Annotated in this window: 10 protein-coding genes; 5 read left to right on the top strand and 5 right to left on the bottom strand. The window is 72.8% G+C overall.

The features are described 5' to 3' along the window. Positions 1 to 4 precede the first annotated feature (4 nt). The 3 genes from cphA to IPJ95_19980 form a co-directional block, all read right to left on the bottom strand. Entirely contained in the window at positions 5 to 2,788 is a 2,784-nt protein-coding gene (cphA, locus tag IPJ95_19990; protein MBK7925888.1) for a cyanophycin synthetase, read from the bottom strand. A gap of 110 nt (positions 2,789 to 2,898) precedes the next feature. Next, complete coding sequence (locus IPJ95_19985) at positions 2,899 to 3,741, bottom strand: cyanophycinase (protein ID MBK7925887.1); 843 nt, start codon at positions 3,739 to 3,741, stop codon at positions 2,899 to 2,901. Then, positions 3,738 to 4,910, bottom strand: coding sequence for a beta-aspartyl-peptidase (locus IPJ95_19980; GenBank protein ID MBK7925886.1), 1,173 nt, complete (start codon positions 4,908 to 4,910; stop codon positions 3,738 to 3,740). The genes IPJ95_19985 and IPJ95_19980 overlap by 4 nt, the downstream gene beginning before the upstream one ends. 106 nt (positions 4,911 to 5,016) lie before the next feature. Here IPJ95_19980 and IPJ95_19975 point away from each other — a divergent pair, with 106 nt between their 5' ends. From IPJ95_19975 to IPJ95_19965, 3 genes are read left to right on the top strand one after another with little or no spacing between them, the layout of a single operon-like run. Beyond that, entirely contained in the window at positions 5,017 to 5,565 is a 549-nt protein-coding gene (locus IPJ95_19975) for a rhodanese-like domain-containing protein (GenBank protein MBK7925885.1), read from the top strand. Further along, the gene (locus IPJ95_19970; protein ID MBK7925884.1) at positions 5,562 to 8,021 is read left to right on the top strand and encodes a penicillin acylase family protein; all 2,460 of its coding nucleotides are present in this window, start codon (positions 5,562 to 5,564) and stop codon (positions 8,019 to 8,021) included. Before IPJ95_19975 ends, IPJ95_19970 begins: the two co-directional genes overlap by 4 nt. Continuing rightward, on the top strand, positions 8,021 to 8,350 hold the full coding sequence (locus IPJ95_19965; GenBank protein ID MBK7925883.1) for a hypothetical protein: 330 nt from the start codon (positions 8,021 to 8,023) through the stop codon (positions 8,348 to 8,350). The genes IPJ95_19970 and IPJ95_19965 overlap by 1 nt, the downstream gene beginning before the upstream one ends. Here IPJ95_19965 and IPJ95_19960 read toward each other — a convergent pair whose 3' ends face one another. After that, positions 8,351 to 8,752 carry a hypothetical protein gene (locus IPJ95_19960; GenBank protein ID MBK7925882.1) on the bottom strand — a complete coding sequence of 134 codons (402 nt, stop codon included), beginning with the start codon at positions 8,750 to 8,752 and terminating at the stop codon, positions 8,351 to 8,353. Positions 8,753 to 8,882: 130 nt separating this feature from the next. On the opposite strand from IPJ95_19960, the gene IPJ95_19955 reads away from it, so the two are divergent. Together IPJ95_19955 and IPJ95_19950 are read left to right on the top strand one after the other, a co-directional pair. Next, a complete protein-coding gene (locus IPJ95_19955) occupies positions 8,883 to 9,446 on the top strand; it encodes a PadR family transcriptional regulator (GenBank protein MBK7925881.1) in 564 nt (187 codons plus the stop codon). A 191-nt stretch (positions 9,447 to 9,637) separates the two neighbouring features. Next, positions 9,638 to 10,006 carry an HNH endonuclease gene (locus IPJ95_19950; protein ID MBK7925880.1) on the top strand — a complete coding sequence of 123 codons (369 nt, stop codon included), beginning with the start codon at positions 9,638 to 9,640 and terminating at the stop codon, positions 10,004 to 10,006. Positions 10,007 to 10,122: 116 nt separating this feature from the next. Here the strand turns inward: IPJ95_19950 and IPJ95_19945 are convergent, their stop codons facing one another. Then, the gene (locus IPJ95_19945; GenBank protein ID MBK7925879.1) at positions 10,123 to 13,788 is read right to left on the bottom strand and encodes a multifunctional oxoglutarate decarboxylase/oxoglutarate dehydrogenase thiamine pyrophosphate-binding subunit/dihydrolipoyllysine-residue succinyltransferase subunit; all 3,666 of its coding nucleotides are present in this window, start codon (positions 13,786 to 13,788) and stop codon (positions 10,123 to 10,125) included. Positions 13,789 to 13,964 lie beyond the last annotated feature (176 nt).

The raw sequence follows: 13,964 nt of genomic DNA, 5'->3' as shown, positions 1-13,964 counted from the left end.
CGGCTCAGTCGTCCCGCTCCTCGCGCGCCAGCCGGACGCCGCGCGCGTCACGGACCACCTGGTCGCTGTCGAGCAGCACCGGCTCCGCCAGGGGCGGCGCCTCGACGTACGCCGGGCGGCTCGGCTCGGGGCGGGGGGCGGCGTCGGGCTGGAACTGGACCACCTGCTTCCAGCTGCGGGTGATCTGGTCCACGAAGATGAGCAGCACGTCGCCGGGCTGGCCCCAGCGGAGCGCGGCCTCGATGGCCTCGGTCTCCTCCGGGACGCAGGCCACCTGCGCCGCGGGTACCCCGTGGGCGAGCAGCGCGTCACGCAGCAGCGCGGGCACCTCGTCGGGCCCCCGGCCACGGGTGCGGTCGTCGCGGCGGCAGATATAGTGATCGAAGTGCCCGGCGCAGATCCGGCCGATCTCCCGGATGTCCTCGTCGCGGCGGTCGCCCGGGGCGGCCACGACCACCAGGCGGCGGCCCGGCGGCTCCAGCCGTTCCACCAGGGTGACCATCGCCTCGACGGCGGAGGGGTTGTGGCCGTAGTCGAGGATCACCTTGAACGGGTGGTCGTCGTACACGTTCATCCGGCCGGGCGCCTGGAAGAACGTGGTGTCGAAGGTGCGCAGGCCGTGCCGGATGTCCTCCAGCTTCACCCCCATGCTGAAGGCCATCGCCGCGGCGAACATCGCGTTCTGGACGTTGTGGGTGGCCTTCCCCTCGAGGGTGGCGGGGATGAGGTGGCTCCACAGGAGCGGGATGTGGGTGCCGCGGTCGTACAGCGTGATCATCTGGCCGTTGATGCCGGTCTCGAGGCAGGCGGCCCGCCCGCCGGCGCGGATGTGCTCGCGCACCAGCGGGTGGGAGGGGTGCATGGTGACGTAGCAGAGGTTCTTCGCGTCGGTGTAGTCGGCCATGCGGAGCACCAGCGGGTCGTCGGCGTTGAGCACCGCGGTGTCCTGGGCCACCTCCACCGGGATCCGCTTCACGGCGGCGAGCTGCTCCAGGGTGTCGATGCCCTTGAGGCCGAGGTGGTCGGACTGGACGTTGAGCACGGCGCCGACGTCGATGAAGCGGGTGCCCATCCCGGCGCGGAGCAGGCCGCCCCGCGCCACCTCCAGCACCGCCACCTCCACGTGCGGGTCCTTGAGCACCATCCGGGTGGCCACCGGGCCGGTCATGTCACCCTTCACGGTGCACTGCCCGTCGATGTACACCCCGTCGGTGGTGGTCAGCCCGACGCACTTGCCCGAGAGCTTGTGGATGTGGGCCAGCATGCGCGCGGTGGTGGTCTTGCCGTTGGTGCCCGTCACCGCCGCGATGGGAATGCGCGAGGGGGCCCCCGCCGGGAACAGCATGTCGATCACCGCCCCGGCCACGTCGCGCGGCTTCCCCTCGCTCGGCGCCACGTGCATCCGGAAGCCCGGCGCCGCGTTGATCTCGCAGATGCCGGCGCCGTTCTCCTTGTAGCTCACCGCGATGTCCGGGCTCAGGAAGTCCACCCCGCCCACGTCGAGGCCGATCGCCTTCACCGCGCGCACCGCCATCTCCTCGTTGTCGGGGTGCACCAGGTCGGTGACGTCGATCGCGGTGCCGCCGGTGGAGAGGTTGCCGGTGCTGCGGAGGTAGACCACCTCGCCCGCGGCGGGCACGGTGGCGCGGCCGTAGCCGCGCTTGGCCAGCAGCGTGTCGGCCTGGTGGTCGAACTCGAGCCGGGTGAGCACCTTCTCGTGCCCCACGCCGCGGCGCGGGTCGGCGTTGACCCGCTCCACCAGCTGCTCGATGGTCCGCGCGCCGTCGCCCACCACGTGCCCCGGCACCCGCTTGGCCACCGCCACCAGCCGCCCGTTCACCACCAGCATGCGATGGTCGTCGCCGGTGAGGTAGGTCTCCACGATCACGCTGCGGCTGTGCTGCTGCGCCACCCCGAACGCCACCTGCACCTGCGCGTCGTCGGTCAGGTGGATCGAGACGCCCCGCCCGTGGTTGCCGTTGTACGGCTTGAGCACCACGGGGTAGCCGATCTCGCGCGCGGCCCGCACCGCCTCGCCCTCCGACTGGACCAGCCGCTGCCGGGGCACCGGCAGGCCCAGCGTGCCGAGGATCCGGTTGGTCTCTTCCTTGTCGGAGGCCAGCTCCACCGCGATGTGCGGGGTGTGGCTGGTGACGGTGGCCTGGATCCGCTGCTGCCAGCGGCCGTGCCCGAACTGCACCAGGCTGTACTCGTTGAGCCGGATCCACGGGATGCCGCGGTCCTGCGCCACCCGCACCAGCGACGCGGTGCTCGGCCCGAGGTCGCGCCGCTGCGCGAAGCGGATGAAGCTCTCGCGCGCCCGGGTGAAGTCGAAGCCCTCCGGCACCGCGCCGGGATCGCGCAGCTCCGGCGGCAGCAGCGACTGCAGCAGCGTGAGCCCGAGGTTTGCCGCCTCGAGGCCCACGGTCTCTTCCTCGTACTGGAACACCACCTGGTACCACCCCGGCAGGTCCAGCGAGCGGGTCTTGCCGAAGGTCACCTGCCGGCCGCTCGCCTGCTGCAGCTCGATGACCACGTGCTCCAGCACGTGGCCCAGCCAGGTCCCCTCGTCCTCCCGGCAGCGGCGCAGGAAGCCACCGGGCTCGCCGTAGGAACAGCCGTGCTCCGCCAGGCCGGGCAGCGCCTGGACCAGCGCGTCGGTGAACGCGGGGCCCAGGCGCGCCGTGGGCCACGCCTCCAGCGCGCCGAGGTCCACCTCGAGGCGGATCACGGGGAAGTGGGCGTACAGGCTGGGACCGATGTAGACGGAGCGGTCTGCGATGCGCATCGTGGGACTCGGGGGCGGGCCGACGGGCGACGGAAAGCCCGCGGAGGTCCGCGGGCCGTGAACACCGTAGCGATAGGCTACCGCGCGAACGGGATGCGCGGAAGGGCTGTCTAGCCTTTCACCGTCGCGACGCTCCCGGGCAGGGCCGCCCGAGTATGAAGATTGAACGTGGCGCCCCGGACAAGAATGTGCAGCCGGACCCCCAGCAGGCACACCGGCTCGTCCCGGCTGGCCTGGTCCATCGAGGAGAATTCGATCTCCGAGGGGTCCACCACGGTCACGCCGCCCGAGCCCATCACTTCGACAATTTCGTCGGGCCCGATGAAGGCGGCCGTATCCTCGTCCAGCCCGAGTCCCACGGCAAAGGGGTTGTAAGCCAGCGCGGTGAGCAGCCGGCCCAGCCGGTCGCGCTGCCGGAAGTGCTGGTCGATCACCACCCGGTTGGTCAGCCCCAGCCCCGGCGAGAGCGTCACGCTCCCGGCACGGGGGCTCGCCCCCTCCTCGCCGAAGGCGATCATGTGCTCGGACAGGAACGCCGCGCCGGCCGAGGTGCCCGCCACGTGCACCCCGCGGGCGTTGAGGATGCGGATGGTCTTCGCGATCGGGGTGCCCCCGAGGTGCGTGGCCAGCCGGAGCTGGTTGCCCCCCGTGAGGAACACGCCCGTGGCGCGCTCCAGCTGCTCCAGGGTGTCGGCGTCCTCGCAGTCGGTGCGGCTCTCCAGCGGCAGGGCCACCGCGGACCGCACCCCGAGGTCGTCGAACAGCGCCTCGTAACGCCGGCCCGTGTCGGAGGCCAGCGAGGCGGTCGGGATGATCGCGATCCGCGCCTCCCGCCCGCCGCACAGCTTGGCGAACCGCTTGAGGATCGCGGGATCGTGGATCTTCTCTTCCGCGCCGCCGATCGGGATGATGTACCCGCGCGGGTCGTCGCCGCTGGGGCGTGAGGGACTCATGCCTCTGCTCCTTCAAAGGTTCCACGCACCGCCGGCACGCCGTCCACCACCTGCCAGCGGCCCCGCGCCATCACGTCGGTGACGCCGCCCCGCGGGTCGAGCACCACGAGGTCCGCGTCCGCCCCCACCGCCAGCCGGCCCTTGCCGGCCAGGCGCAGCAGCCGCGCCACGTTGCTGGTAAATGGCGGCAGCGCAGCGGCCAGCGGCCTGCCGCGCTCCACCAGCTCCCGCAGGGTGTCGGCCAGCGCCCCGGGGCGTCCCACGTCCATCGCCTCGACCCGCCCCTCGGCATCGAACACCGGCAGGCACCCGCCCCCGTCCGAGCTCACCGTGATCCGCTCCGCCGGCAGGCCGGCGGCGAGGTAGCGGTCCACCGCCTCCGCGGCGGACCAGGCATCCTCGCCCTCCGCCACCGGGAAGGCGGTCACGTCGATGGTGGGGCCCCGGGCCACCAGGGCGCAGGCCTCGGTGAACAGCGCCCGCCGCCGGTTGACGTGGGTCGGATTGTAGACCCGGGCGGGAATCTCCGCCGTGTCGAGCGCCTGCCCGATCAGCGCCAGCCCGCGGGGGCCATCCCCCACGTGCAGGTGCACGATGCCCGCCTTGCCGGTCATCATCCCGCCCACGTGCGCCTCGCCCGCGAGCTTCACCAGCTCCTCCAGCGTGAGCTGGCTGGAGCGGTGGTCGCTGATGGCGATCTCGCCCACGCCGATCACCCGGTCGAGGTGGACGATGTCGCCCCGCACCGAGCCGGTCACCGTCACCGGCGGGTAGTGATAGCCGCCGGTGTGGCACCAGGCGGAGAGGCCTTCGGCCTCGAGCCCGCGGGCGGTGGCCACCAGGCCGCCGGGGGTGCGGGTCACGTCGTCGGTGCCGAGCACGCCCACCACCGAGGTGATCCCGGCGGTGGTGAAGCGGGTGAGCGGCACCGGCGGCACCCGCGTCTCGTACCCCGCCTCGCCCCCGCCGCCGGTGAGGTGCACGTGGGCGTCGATCAGCCCGGGGATCACCCGCTGCCCGTGCAGGTCGCGAACCGTGACGCCCAGGCTCCCATCCAGCATCGGCCGCTCCCCGCCGATCCAGAGGATCCGGCCGCCGCCCAGGAGCAGGTGCCGGCGGCCCAGGGAATCCGGGGCGTACAGGTCGGCGTTGAGCAGGAGGGTGAGCATTGCCGCGGGAAAGGTAGCGACCGCCCGGGGGCGGCTCCAGCCGGTCCGCGGGAAGAAGCCTTCATGTGGCGTTGACATCGGCCGGGCAGGCTGGCATCCTGACCCCATGGCCAACCCCAAGACTCCCCGCAAGCGCTTCACCCGGAAGACGATCGTCGCCCTGCTGCTGTTCCTCGCGGTGCTGGGCGGCCTGGCCTGGGACGGCAGCCCCCTCGGCAGCCTGGCGCTGCGGCAGGCGGTGCGGCTCAAGTTCCGTGACGTGCGGCAGGTGTCGCCGACGGAGCTGGTCCAGTGGACCCGCGATCCCAACCGGCCCCCGCCGCTGCTGGTCGATGCCCGGCCCGCGGCGGCCTTCGCGCTGAGCCACATCGAGGGGGCGGTGAACATCGATCCTGCCCAGCCCGACCTGGCGCCGCTGGCGCACGTGCCCCGCGACCAGCCCATCGTGGTCTACGACGGTCCCGGGGTGGTGAGCGCGGCGATGGTCGTGGGGATGAGCCAGGCCGAGTTCACCCGGCTCTCCTCGCTCGAGGGGGGGCTGTTCCGCTGGGTGAATGAGGGGCACCCCGTCGTCGACGCGCGCGGGCCCGCCACGGCCGTCGAGCCCCTGAGCTGGGCCTGGGGTCGCCTGCTCAAGTCGCGCTTCCATCCGTGAGCGCCGGCCGCTGGGCCGCCGGCCTCACGCTCCTCGCCCTCACCGGCGTGAGCCTGGTCCGGCCCGGCCCCGCGCCCCGGCTGGGTCCACTGCTCGATCCCGTCCACGGGATCTGGAGCGTGGCCGCGAGCGCCGATCCCCCGGCCAGCGCCCTGGTGCGCATCCCCGGGCTGGTCGCCCCGGTGCAGGTGGCCTTCGACGACCGCGCCGTCCCCCACATCTTTGCCCGCAATGAGCTGGACGCCCTCCGCGCCCTGGGCTACGTGGTGGCGCGCGACCGGCTGTTCCAGCTCGAGCTGCAGTGGCGGGCGGGCGCGGGTCGCCTGACCGAACTGGTGGGCGCGGCGGCGCTGCCGGTGGACCGCGAGAGCCGCGGCCTCGGGCTCCCCGACGCCGCCCGCGCGCGCTACGCGGCGCTCCCCCCGCAGGCGCGCGACCGCCGGCTCCTGGAGGCGTTCAGCGAGGGGGTGAATGCGCGGATCACCGGGCTCACCGCGCGCGAGATCCCGCTCGAATACCACCTGCTCGATCGCCGGCCGGCCCCCTGGGAGCCGGTGGATTCCTACTACCTGCTGGCGCGGATGGGGTGGACCCTCGCGTACAGCGACCTCGAGGACACCCGCGCCCGCGCCGCCGCGCTGGTGGGCGATGCCGCCGCCGACGCCCTCTACCCCCGCGAGAGTCCGATCCAGGAGCCGATCCAGCCCAACGGGGCCGGGGCGCCGCGCTTCGACCTGCCGCCGCTGCCCCCGCCGGGTCTGCCCAGCGTGACACGCGCCGCGACGCCGCCGCCGCTGCTCGCGGCGGCGCGCCGACGGCCCGACGGCCTCGAGGCCGATGCCATCGGCTCCAACAACTGGGCGGTGGCCCCCATCCGCAGCGCCGATGGCAACGCGCTGCTCGCCGGCGACCCGCACCTCGAGCTCACCCTGCCCTCGATCTGGTACGAGGCGCACCTGGTGGTGCCCGATTCGCTCGATGTGTACGGGGTGACCATCCCCGGCGCCACCGGCATCGTGATCGGGTTTACCCGCGCGCTGGCGTGGACCTTCACGAACGCCGAGGCCGATGTCCTCGACCGCTACGCCGAGGTGGTGGACGCGCCCGACGCGCCGACGCGCTACCGGGTGGACGGCGCCTGGCGACCGCTGCGGGTGGTCACCGAGGAGTACCGCGACCGGCGCGGCGCGCTGCTCCGCGCCGACACGCTGCGCTACACCCATCGTGGCCCGCTGCTCCGGGCCGCCGACGGGTGGCAGTCGCTCCGCTGGACCGTGCTCGAGGCCGGCGGGGAGCAGGGGATCTTCGGCCGGGCGGCGCGCGCGGCCGATGCGCGTGCCTGGCTCGACTCCATGGCCGGCTACCGCGCCCCCGCGCAGAACATGCTGGTGGCGGATCGCGGCGGGAGCATCGCCATCCGGTCCACCGGCCACTTCCCCCTCCGGCCCGGCGACCGCGGCGACCTGGTGCTCCCCGGCGACACCAGCGCCAGCGACTGGACCGGGGAGTGGTCGGCGGGCGAGATGCCCCAGGCCATCGCCCCCGCGCAGGGGTACCTCGCCTCGGCCAACCAGCAGCCGGTGGATCCGCGGGCCGACCCGCGCTACCTGGGCGCCAACTGGTACTCTCCCTGGCGGGCCCTGCGCATCAATGCGCTGCTGCGCGCCGACAGCGCGGTCACCCCGGACGCCATGCGGCGCTACCAGACCGACCCCGGAAGCGCGGCCGCCGACCTCTTCGTGCCGGCCCTCCTGGCCGCGGCCGCGCGCAACCCGGGACGCGACTCCGTGGCGCTCGCCGCGCGGCTGCTCGAGGAATGGGACCGTCGGTACACCCGCGACAACACCCGCGCCATCCTGTACGAGACGGTGCTGCGCGAGCTGGGCGACCGCCTCTGGGATGAACTGGAGCCGTCCCGCGCGCGCGGCGAGCTGCCCAGCCCCGGCTATGCCGTGGTGCTCGGCCTGCTGCGCGACTCGACCAGCGCCTGGTGGGACGATCGCCGCACCGCGACGGTGGTGGAGCAGCGGGATCACATCATCGCCGACGCCCTGGCCGCCGCCCTGCACGAGGTGAGCGACCGCTACGGCAACCCCGAGGGCGACGGCTGGCGCTGGGATCGCGTCCGGCACGCCCGGATCAATCACCTGCTGTACCTGCCGGCCCTCTCGGCGCCCGGCATCCCGGTGCAGGGGGGGCAGTCGACGCTCAGCCCCACCAGCGGCTCGGGGAGCTTCGGGGCCAGCTGGCGGATGGTGGTGGAGCTGGGACCGCAGGTGCGGGCCTGGGGCACCTACCCCGGTGGACAGTCGGGCAACCCGGCCAGCGCCCGCTACGACGACCGCATCCGGCAGTGGAGTGAGGGGCAGCTGGATACCCTGCTCGTACCCGCCACCGTGGACCAGGTGCCGGGTTCGGGAGCACGCATTCGGTTCGACGTAATGGGCAACGACTGATGGCGCGCGCCGCGCTGCAGCTCCTGCTGCTCGCGCTCCTCGGCGCCGCGGGCACCTGGTTCGGCGGCTGGTGGGCGCTGCCGATCATCGGCGGCGTCTACGGCTGGCGCGGCGGCCGACCCCTGCTGGCGGGGCTGGGGGCGGCGCTGGCGTGGGGCGCGCTCTTCCTGATGCTCCCGGCCGCACCCGTGGGCCGGCTGCTCACCCGCCTCGGCGCGCTGGCCCACCTGCCGGGCCCCGCGCTCATCGCCCTGACGCTCCTCTTCGCGGGCCTGCTCGGCTGGAGCGCCGCCCGCCTGGTGGCCCCGGAGACCCGACCGTCGCGCTGACTACTCCGCGGGCCTGGGCATCGCGAAGGTCACCAGCGCCCCGCTCGGCTCGCGGACGGTGAACTCCTCCATCCCGTAAAACGTGACGTGCCGCGCCACCGCCCGCGGCACCCCCGCCAGCGCGCGATCCACCGCGCCGATGTCGTCCACCTCGATGAACAGGGTGATGGAGTGCCCCGTGGGGCCTGCGGCCAGCTCCGGATGCTCCGCCTTGAGCGCGGCCCAGGTCTGGTACATCACCTCGATCCCGTCCTTGACCAGCAGGACAAACTGCGGCTGGCCATCGGGGCCGGGCACCTCGGCGACGTTGGCGAAGCCGAGCTGCTCCACCCAGAAGGGGAGGCAGGGGGCGATCCGGTCCACGAAGAGGACCGGCGTGAGCTTGCGGACGGTGGCGGACATGGGGGGCCTCCGGGCGGGGGCGGCGCCGCCGAGAAGGCAGAGCGCCAGCAGGCAAAGGGTACGACGGGTCATGGGATTAGTCTCGATTGGACTAGACACTAGTATAAACGAGACTATATTGAGCGTCAAGATGCCGACCGCGCTGACCCTCCCCGATCTCGTGGTGATGACCCTGCTGGCCGAGCGGCCGATGCACGGCTACGAGCTCGACCAGGAGCTGGAGCGCCGGGACGCGCGCGACTGGGCCGGGATCTCGCGGCCGCAGGTCTACTATTCGCTCAAGAAGCTGGCCGCGAGCGGCCACTTGGCACGGGCGGCCGCCGGGCAGCGGGGCGGCGCCGGGCCGGAGCGGCAGGTCTGGCGGCTGGCGGCGTCGGGTCGGCGGGCGCTCACCGAGGCGCTGGCGCGGCCCGATTGGGCGGAGCAGCGCCCGCCGGCGCCGTTCCTGACCTGGCTGGCGCTGTCGGCCTTTGCCGAACCGGCAGCCCGTGCCAGCCTGATCGACCGGCGACAGGCCTTCCTGGAGGCAGAACTGGCCCGGGAACGGGCCACCCTGGCCGCTATCCGGGCCGATACCGGGGCCATGGTCCCGGCTGCCGAGTTGATGGTGGAGCTGGTCATCCGCCAGTGGGAGTTGGAGTTGGCGTGGCTGGCGGAGGTCCGGGCGCGGCTGGTGCCGGCCGGGGGCCCGTAAATCGGCCGGCGGGGCCCCAAAGTTGCTAGGCAAGGGGCATGGGTCTAGGTTTGAAGGGCCCTACAACCGCGGAGGAACCCCTGTTCTTCGCTGCACCCTGCTTTCTGAAGGAATAGTTTGTGTCACGAGCTGATCGTCGTCGTCCGTCCTCCCGTCCGACCACCAAGGACCGCAGCCTCGGTCGCCGCTCGATGGATGCCCATCGTCGCTGGCTGATTGACCAGTACGGCTCCGTCTGCGCCTACTGCGGGGTCGAGATCCCCGAGGACCGTACCACCCTGGACCATGTCTATCCCCGCAAGGGACAGACGGCCTATGACCGGCCCGACAACCTGGTCATCGCCTGCCAGCCCTGCAACTCCGCCAAGGCCGACACCCCGTTCGTCGCGTTCATCGCCCAGCGCCGCGCCCGCGGCGTGTTCCTGCTGCACTACGGCGAGCATCTCTCCGACTGGGTGAAGGACCTGGTGCGCCAGACCTCGGAGCGGGACCTGCTCCCGCCCGCCCGGCCCCAGTTCGTGCACCACAACGGGCACGGCAACGGCAACGGCAAGCACTAGCGGCAGGCGAGTAGGTGAGACGAGCAAGGGCCGGATTCTCCTAGGGGAGTCCGGCCCTTCATCGTTCGGCTCGGCGGCTCGGCCTGCCCGCCTTACCGCCTTACCGCCTTACCGCCCTACCCCAGCGCTTCCGCCACGATCCGCTTCTGCTCCGCCGCGTGCGCCGTGGCGTAGCCTTCCGCAGGACTGGCCCGGTCGGGGCGGCCGGCGTAGCGGAGGGTGAGCCCAGGGCCGAGCAGCGCCCGGAGCCTCGGCTCGACGTAGGTCCAGGCGCCCATGTTGCCGGGTTCCTCCTGGGTCCAGACCAGCTCGGTGGCGTGGGGGTAGCCAGCCAGCATGGCCCGGAGCTCCTCCTCGGGGAAGCTGTAGAGCTGTTCCAGCCGCACCAGGGCCAGGCGGGAGCGGTCCATCCCCGCCGCGCCGGCAAGCAGGTCGTAGGCCACCTTGCCGGAGCAGAGCACCACCCGGCGGACGGCGTCACGGTGCTCCCGCGCCACCGGGTCGTCGAGGACCGGGAGCCAGTAGCCGCTGGCCAGCTCCTCGAGGCGGCTGGTGGCCTGCGGCAGCCGCAGCAGGCTCTTCGGCGTCATGACCACCAGCGGGCGCTGCCGGCTGCGCTTGGCCTGGCGCCGCAGCAGGTGGAAGTACTGGGCGGGCGTGGTGGGATTGGCCACCCGGATGTTGCCCTCGGCGCAGAGCTGGAGGAACCGCTCCAGGCGCGCGCTCGAGTGCTCCGGTCCCTGGCCCTCGTAGCCATGCGGGAGCAGCAGCGTGAGCCGGGTGGTGAGCCCCCACTTGGACAGGCCCGAGACGATGAACTGGTCGATGATGACCTGCGCGCCGTTGACGAAGTCGCCGAACTGGCCTTCCCACATCACCAGCGTCTCGGGGGCGGCGGCGCTGTAGCCGTACTCGAAGCCGAGCGTGGCCAGCTCGGAGAGCGGACTGTTGTGCAGCTCGAGGCTGGCCAGCGCGCCGGGGAGCTGCTTCATCGGCGTATGGGCCACCCCGCTCACCGCGTCGTGCAGCACGGTGTGCCGCTGGCTGAAGGTGCCGCGCTCGGTGTCCTGCCCGGTCATGCGGATGGGCACGCCTTCCACCAGCAGCGCGGCCAGGGAGAGCGCCTCGGCGTGGCCCCAATCGATCCCTCCCTCGGGGCCGAGCGCGGAGCGCCGCCGCTCCAGCTGCTTGACCAGCTTGGGGTTGACCGTGAAGCCCTCGGGCCACGCGAGCAGCTGCTCATTGAGGGCGCGGAGCAGGTCGGCCGGCACGGCGGTCTCCGGTTCCACGCCGGAGGAGCGGTCGGGGGCGCGGGCGTGCTCCTTGGCCACCTGGCCCAGGTTGGCCTTGAACGCCTGCTGGATGTCCACCAGCCGCTGGTAGCCCGCTTCGTACAGCTGCTCCGCCTCGCCGGGCGCCACCGCGCCGCGCTGCTCCAGCAGCCGGGCGTACTGCTGCCGCACGGTCGGCAGGTGCTTGATCCGCTCGTACATCTGCGGCTGGGTGTACGACGGCTCGTCGCCCTCGTTGTGCCCGTGCCGCCGGTAGCCCACCAGGTCGATCAGCACGTCCTCGTGGAACTTCTCCCGGTAGGCCATCGCCAGGCGCACCGCGGAGAGGCAGGCCTCGGCGTCGTCGGCGTTGACGTGGATGATCGGGACGTCGAAGCCCTTGGCCAGGTCGCTCGCGTGCCGGGTGGACCGGCTGTCGAACATGTCGGTGGTGAAGCCGACCTGGTTGTTGGTGATGAGGTGCACCGTGCCGCCGGTGCGGTACCCCTTGAGCGCGCCGAGGTTGAACGTCTCGGCCACGACGCCCTGGCCGGCAAAGGCGGCGTCGCCGTGGATGATCACCGGCACCGCGGCGGTCGGGTCATGATGCGCCTCCCGCCCCTTGCGCGTGGTCTGCTCGGCGCGGGCGCGGCCATCGACCACCGGTCCCACGAACTCGAGGTGGCTCGGGTTGGGCGACAGCGTCACGGTGACGACCTTGCCGCTGCGCGACTTGTACGCCCCCTCCGCGCCGTGGTGGTACTTCACGTCGCCGGTGCCGCCATCGGGCCGGCTGAGCCCCACGTCGGCGTTCTTGGCCCCCTCGAACTCGGCGAAGATGGTCTCGTACGGCCGTCCCACGGTGTGGGCCAGCACGTTGAGCCGTCCCCGGTGCGCCATGCCGATCACCACCTCGCGCGCGCCCTGCTGCGCCGACAGCTCGATGACCAGGTCGAGCATCGGCACCAGCATGTCCACGCCCTCGATCGAGAAGCGCTTCTGGCCCAGGTAGGCCTTGTGCAGGAAGCGCTCGAACGCCTCGACGTCGATCAGCCGCTGGTACAGCCAGCGCGCCTCCTCCGGCGCGATGGTCTGCCGGTGGTACCCGGTCTCGATCATCTGCCGGAACCAGACCCGCTCGCCGTGGTTGGAGATGTGCTCCAGCTCGTAGGCCATGGTGCCGCAGTAGGCGTCCTGCAGCCGGGGCAGCGCCTCGGCGAGGCTCTGCCCGGGGGTGTTGATCCGCAGCACCGCGGTGGGGATGGTGTGCATCACGTCGGGGGTGAGCCCGAGCGGCTGCGGGTCGAGCGCCGGGTCGCCGACCGGCACGCTGCCGAGCGGGTCGAGCCGGGCGGCCAGGTGGCCGTGGGTCCGGTGGGCCTTCACCAGCGCCATCGCGGCGGCCACGTGATAGAGGTCGGCCTGGGACTCGACCACCGGGATCGAGCCGCGGCTGGGGCGGCCCGAGGGCGGGGGCGGGGGCGCCTCCGCGCCCGGTGCGGCCAGCCCCAGGCTGGCAAACGCCTCCTCGTAGAACCGGTCCTCGCCCTGCAGCAGCTGGTCGACGGTGCGCAGGAACTCGCCCGACTCCGCCCCCTGGATCACCCGGTGATCGTAGGTGCTGGTGACGGTCATGACCTTCGAGACGCCGAGCTCGCGCAGCCGGTCGTCGCTGACCTCGCTGAAGGCGGGCGGGTAGTCGATGGCGCCGACCGCGATGATGCTCCCCTGGCCCGGCATCAGGCGGGGCACCGAGGCCACCGTGCCGAGTCCCCCGGGATTGGTCAGGGTCAGGGTGGCGCCGGCAAAGGCGTCGGGCAGCAGCTTGTTGCCGCGCGCCTTCTCGACCAGCGATTCGTACACCTGGTGGAACTCGGCGAACGACTTGGCGGCGGCCTCGTGGATCACCGGCACCACCAGCCCGCGGGTACCATCCTTCCGTTCCACGTCCACGGCGATCCCGAGGTGCACCCGGCCGCCCGGCAGCTTGTGCGGGGCGCCCGGGACGTCCACGAACACGGTGGTGAGGGCGGGGTGCTTCTGGGCGGCGCGCGCAATGGCGTGGCCGATCAGGTGGGTGAACGAGACCTTCTCGCCCCGGCCCGCGGCGCGCAGGGCGGCGTTGAGTTCCCGGCGCCGGGTCTCGAGGGTGGCCACCGACAGCTCGCGGAAGCTGGTCGCGGTCGGGATCGACCGGCTGTCGTTCATGTTGGCCACCAGCTTGGCGGCCGGGCCGGTGATCGGCACGGCGCCGGGCGGCACCGGCGCCGGGGCGCCATCGGCGGCGCGGGCGGGGGCCGGGGGCGCCGCAGGGGTGGGGGCGGCCGGGGCCGCGCCCTGGGCTGGCCGCGCATCGTGCACCGAGGGGTGGTGCCCGTTGCCCTGTTCCGGCGTCAGGCCCGCGTTCCCGGTCTGGAAGTAGCGGCGCCACTCCTCCGACACCGCCGCCGGGTCACGCAGGAACTCCTCGTACATGATCTGGGCGAAGCCGGCGTTCGCGGTCTCGAACACGTTCGGTTCCACGGATCGTTCGCAGCCTTTCCACTGATGGGTGGTGCCCCGGGTCGCCCCGGTCTCACGGCAAGATAACCAGCGGGCCGGGGGTCCGGTGAGGCGGTGTGTCCCCGCAGGCTTGTGCGGACGTCCCTACGACGTAGGATACACCGGTTTCCCACCCCCTCACCCTC

Source organism: Gemmatimonadota bacterium (assembly GCA_016713785.1).
GTDB lineage: Bacteria > Gemmatimonadota > Gemmatimonadetes > Gemmatimonadales > GWC2-71-9 > JADJOM01.
Note: the sequence above shows the minus strand (reverse complement) of the source record. Positions and strands in the feature narration are given on the sequence as shown.

What these genes read in the sequence shown, in the direction of transcription:
- cphA (MBK7925888.1), bottom strand. Translation starts at nt 2,788, where the DNA reads ATGCGCATCGCAGACCGCTCCGTCTACATCGGTCCCAGCCTGTACGCC.
- IPJ95_19985 (MBK7925887.1), bottom strand. Translation starts at nt 3,741, where the DNA reads ATGAGTCCCTCACGCCCCAGCGGCGACGACCCGCGCGGGTACATCATC.
- IPJ95_19980 (MBK7925886.1), bottom strand. Translation starts at nt 4,910, where the DNA reads ATGCTCACCCTCCTGCTCAACGCCGACCTGTACGCCCCGGATTCCCTG.
- IPJ95_19975 (MBK7925885.1), top strand. Translation starts at nt 5,017, where the DNA reads ATGGCCAACCCCAAGACTCCCCGCAAGCGCTTCACCCGGAAGACGATC.
- IPJ95_19965 (MBK7925883.1), top strand. Translation starts at nt 8,021, where the DNA reads ATGGCGCGCGCCGCGCTGCAGCTCCTGCTGCTCGCGCTCCTCGGCGCC.
- IPJ95_19960 (MBK7925882.1), bottom strand. Translation starts at nt 8,752, where the DNA reads ATGTCCGCCACCGTCCGCAAGCTCACGCCGGTCCTCTTCGTGGACCGG.
- IPJ95_19955 (MBK7925881.1), top strand. Translation starts at nt 8,883, where the DNA reads ATGCCGACCGCGCTGACCCTCCCCGATCTCGTGGTGATGACCCTGCTG.
- IPJ95_19950 (MBK7925880.1), top strand. Translation starts at nt 9,638, where the DNA reads ATGGATGCCCATCGTCGCTGGCTGATTGACCAGTACGGCTCCGTCTGC.